A 4,292-nucleotide genomic window follows, 5' to 3' on the forward strand; every position below is an offset into this window, starting at 1 on the left:
CCTGTTAGGTGACTAACGGGAATCTCGCTCCTTCAGGGGCGAGAGGATGTCAACATTTGGTGTGTTGCAGCAGCCAACAGACTCACAGAGTCTGCAAAATCAGAAGACTGAGAGGCCCGTGTAACCAGCTGATAAAATCAGCAATGGCCGTATAGCATGATTGACTGTCAGCAGACGGTGCCATGAGTACCGCGTTTGCCTGACAGAATCCGGTAATCCGGCGACCGGAAGTGAGGCCGCGGGAATATGCCAACAGAAACGCCTTCGAGAACATGGCAGGGTCATAAGCCGCACGCCCGCCGTCGTTATTTTAGTAGTGATCATGAAAGATCGTAGTATTGATTTCATGATGGACCTGATAATCCAACGTGTATTCAAAGGTGCCAGGAACCAACTGTTCCAAAAGCCCTGATATTCAGACTTATCAGAGGTTTTTCTGTAGGCTCAACGCAGGTGCAGTCCTCTGTTTTTTTCTTATGTGCAATCCCCGAGGCTTTTGCTAATTTTAACCACTACTCTATGAAACGTTGAGTGACGTATGTAACCATGAAAAGTTTATCTTCAAATATGTTAGTAATTGCATTATTTGTTTGCAATTCACTTTCATCTGTTTGTCATTCTTCTCTATTTATCAAAGAGCACAGAAATGGATTTACAATCGCTGGTGAAGTTAACAGATATGAAAATAATGTGTTGTTTAATAATATAAGAATGATTCGTTATGCAAGAAATGAAAGCTTGTTAGACGTTTCTTCTGATTATGACTCTCTTGAGAATCTTTTAGAAAAACGCAATGGTAATTATGATATTTCCGGTGAAGAGCTTTCACTTTTTATCGATAATTTTAAAGATACAAGTGTTATAAGAAAACTGTTACCAATGTCGTTTTTTGTTAGCGAAATCACAGATAAGCCGATTTATATCACTGATATCCAATCTAAGGGAGATGTTTTTATTGCCCATGGAAATGTAACAAAACAAAGCAACGATAGAGTCACATTTGTATTTATAAAAAGGAATATGCTTTTCGGTAAATCGGATGATACGTGGTCTCTAAGGAAAATATACTTATATAAATCTCATTTAGATTTCGACGACCTGGATCGTGCAATAGAAGAGATTTCTTTCACTGAAGTTCAAACTGATAATTATCGTAAGTTACTTGTTTGTGGTAATGATCCAAAAAGAATTTATCCAACAAGTGTTTCAATACAATTGCTCAGTTTAGCAACTTCCGTCTTCTCAGTGGTAATCATTATAATAACCCCAATAGTAGCTCTTTATATTCCACGTATGCTCCACTCTATTCAGCGAAGACTTGAGCTAACTCAGTAGTATGATTCTCTCACTGCAAACAGACCTGCTTCAGCTGCGCGCCGAAGGGGCGCAGCTGGTGAGCAGCGAAGTCCCGGAAACCGTCTGATGTGGCACTCTGGCGACCAATTTCGACAAAGAGTTCAGTGTATTGAAAAGCGTTTCCAGTATGTGGGCGAGCACTCGAACTGGATTCTCTTGCCGGGGTGCAGTTATCTGCCCTTGACGAAGTTAAGGCTCATATGCTTTTTTCGGTTGCTTACTACGATGTGATAATTATTGACAAAGCTCTTCAATTGAAATTACTGAGTCAAGTACTAAGCATTCTTGACGGCATAATTCGGAGAAAGAATTACAAGGATTGCCATCCGCATCTACATAGGATGGTGCTTCAAGTGCATCTGTGCAAAGCTTGTGCTTATCTGTTGCTTCAATGTATCCCAAGTTATGAATCCCGCCTATGTAAAAGCTGACGATTGCTGGATTAACATCATGACTTTTTAAAACTGATTGACCACCTCCATATGCTTGTGACTTTATCCTGTATTCACATCTATTATTAAATTCTGTTTTATCATCAAGGCTAACCTCATTCCATGAGTTTGCGGCAGCAGAAAAACAAGCCATCAATGAGCTTAACATTAATAAAAGGGATTTAATTGTACGATTTACCATTATTATTCCTCTAACTTTTTGTCCAAGGTTGGAGGCATTATCTTAGTATATGAATACAGAGTGTGCTCATTAATTTATGTGTCGCATAAGCCTTTTAAATCAGTAGTTCTCGATAGGAAATTCAGTGGATTTTCTTGGGTACGCCCGGCATGGGCATGAACTTATGGGGTGAAAGCCTTTGATAAAGAGATGTTACGAAAAAGAACAGTCATAGAGAGTGTCAATGATCATCTGAGAAATATCTCTGGGACAGAGTACACCCGGCACCGATCACTGTACAACTTTGCTGTCAATTTGATAGTAGGCCTAATAGCCTGTCACCGAGAACCCGGAAAGCCTCATATTGATATTTCAGTACTAACTGAGGGTCTGGCTGTGGCTTTCTGAGCGTCGAACATACGTTAGTTAAGGATTTCGTCATTTTAGCTTCATTGAGGGTCTATATTTCCTGTTCATTAACTGTAACTGGGAAATGACCATGAAAAAGTCATTCAATCTATTGCTGTTGCTTTTGTGTTTTTTTCATTCGATGGTACAGGCCAGCTCTCCCTCACAGAGTGATTTTGATTTTCTTGAGCCTATTAATGACACCGCACTGGTAGCAAATGGGCTTGAGTTCACGAAAAGCATTGCCGGCGTCTCTTTGTCTACCCTGTTGAATCTTGGTATATGGTGGGGTGTCTGTAAAACAGCAGGAATAGTTTCCGGGCTTTCAATCACCTATGATCTGGCTGCGTCGGATGCAAAGGAGCCGGATAAGTGGAAAACGGATTTCTGTTTGCAGCTGGCTCCCGTGATAACCACCGCCGAAGTGGCGCTGGCCGGGCACGTGTCTCCCTGGCCCCTGGAACAGCATTGGTGGAAACCCTTGTATTTTGCCGGTGCAGTAATGGCAGCTTATACCACTACTACGAAAACGAGGGAGCGCATCCCTGTCGCGGTCTTGACTTACCTTGCTTCCGAAGCGGTATCAAGAACCGGAGCCAGCGCTATTTCGGCATTCATGCTAAGAAAAATGAGCATAAGAGACATTTCAACTGAATGGTATGCAGCTGGTGGATACACAATATTGTCTTTGAGTAATGGGCTTATGGCAGGGGATATCGCCTATGAAGTCATGACTCATAAAGGCTTCAGACCAGCAAAAGTGATTTTTGCTTCTGCTGTCAGCGCAGCGATTGTGGGTACCCTCTTGGGCATTATTTCTGAGTTAATAATTGACGAGGACCGACAAATAAAGGCCGGTGTCGAAGCTGTAACCGCAAGCGGGGCATTAACCGGAATCGGTGCTGTAACCGTAATCGGCACTGTAGCCGGATTCGGAGCGGTAACCGGAATTGGAGTTTTAAACGGAATCGGGGCTTTATCCGGAGCTTTATCCGGAGTTGTATCCGGAGCCATAGCCGGAGCCGGACTCGGAGCCGGAGTCGGAGTCGGAATCCTGAACGAAGTCGGACTTGGAGCCGGAGTTGCAGCCCTGGCCGGAGTCGCACTCTTAGCCCCAGCCCTAGGCGGAGTTGGAGCCTTGCTTATGTTGGGCAGTTCGAAGATAAGCTCAAACAACCCGTTTATCAAAGCCGGTGTCACTCTGGTGCCTGCGTTGACTTTCGCTGTTGTCAATGGTCTTTCAAGCCACGCTGTTTATGGCTATCCACTGGAACAAAGCTTTTCAGAGACTGGCTGGACTCAGTGGAAAAAGTTCTATGCGCCCCTGAATTATCTCTCAACGTTGTTTAACTGACAGACTCAACTGTCAGCCACTGGAACAGCGGTGAACTCTGGCAGCTATCGGCTGCTCTTGTGGCTATGCCGAAGGCATAGTCTATTGGAAACATTTGATGGCTGCCTCATTTGCACCGCACTTTATTTGCAACGCACTTTGTAGTTAAGGATATTGTCACTCATAGCTTCGTTTAGAATCTATATTTCCAGTTCAGTCACTGTATCTGTATCTGGGAAATCACCATGAATAAGTTATTCAACCTGTGTCCGTTACTTTTGTGTTTGCTCTATTCGATGGCAAAGGCCAGCCCCCCCTCACAAAATGATTTTGATTTTCTTGAGCCTCTTAATGACACCGCACTGGTGGCAAACGGGCTTGAGTTAACGGGAAGCATCGCTGGAGTCTCTTTGTCTACCCTGCTCAATCTGGGTATATGGTGGGGTGTCTGTAAAACAGCGGGAATAGTTTCCGGGCTTTCAGGCACATATGATCTGGCTGTATCGGATACAAAGGAGCTGGAGCAAATGAAAACGGATTTCTGTTTGCAGCTGGCTCCCGTGATGACCACCGCCGAAGTGGC

General features: G+C 43.8%; 5 protein-coding genes and 1 pseudogene. 4 read left to right on the top strand and 2 right to left on the bottom strand.

Features of this window, described 5'->3' with window-relative positions:
- Positions 1–82: 82 nt before the first annotated feature.
- A pseudogene (locus tag KDK17_RS19435) lies at positions 83–286 on the bottom strand (IS1182 family transposase); the annotation flags it as partial.
- 260 nt (positions 287–546) lie between these two features.
- On the opposite strand from KDK17_RS19435, the gene KDK17_RS01510 reads away from it, so the two are divergent.
- Positions 547–1,335 carry a hypothetical protein gene (locus KDK17_RS01510; protein ID WP_257282469.1) on the top strand — a complete coding sequence of 263 codons (789 nt, stop codon included), beginning with the start codon at positions 547–549 and terminating at the stop codon, positions 1,333–1,335.
- A 255-nt stretch (positions 1,336–1,590) separates the two neighbouring features.
- Here the strand turns inward: KDK17_RS01510 and KDK17_RS01515 are convergent, their stop codons facing one another.
- Positions 1,591–1,989, bottom strand: a complete 399-nt coding sequence (locus tag KDK17_RS01515) for a hypothetical protein (RefSeq protein WP_257253332.1) — start codon at positions 1,987–1,989, stop codon at positions 1,591–1,593.
- A 168-nt stretch (positions 1,990–2,157) separates the two neighbouring features.
- On the opposite strand from KDK17_RS01515, the gene KDK17_RS19440 reads away from it, so the two are divergent.
- The 3 genes from KDK17_RS19440 to KDK17_RS01530 form a co-directional block, all read left to right on the top strand.
- On the top strand, positions 2,158–2,376 hold the full coding sequence (locus tag KDK17_RS19440) for a transposase (protein ID WP_373690741.1): 219 nt from the start codon (positions 2,158–2,160) through the stop codon (positions 2,374–2,376).
- Between the two features lie 91 nt (positions 2,377–2,467).
- Entirely contained in the window at positions 2,468–3,730 is a 1,263-nt protein-coding gene (locus KDK17_RS19275; protein ID WP_306670849.1) for a hypothetical protein, read from the top strand.
- A gap of 224 nt (positions 3,731–3,954) precedes the next feature.
- Positions 3,955–4,292: hypothetical protein (locus KDK17_RS01530; RefSeq protein ID WP_257287189.1), on the top strand; the 338-nt coding region annotated here is incomplete at its 3' end.

The organism is Endozoicomonas sp. SESOKO2 (assembly GCF_024606245.1).
In the GTDB taxonomy this organism is placed as follows: Bacteria; Pseudomonadota; Gammaproteobacteria; order Pseudomonadales; family Endozoicomonadaceae; genus Endozoicomonas_A.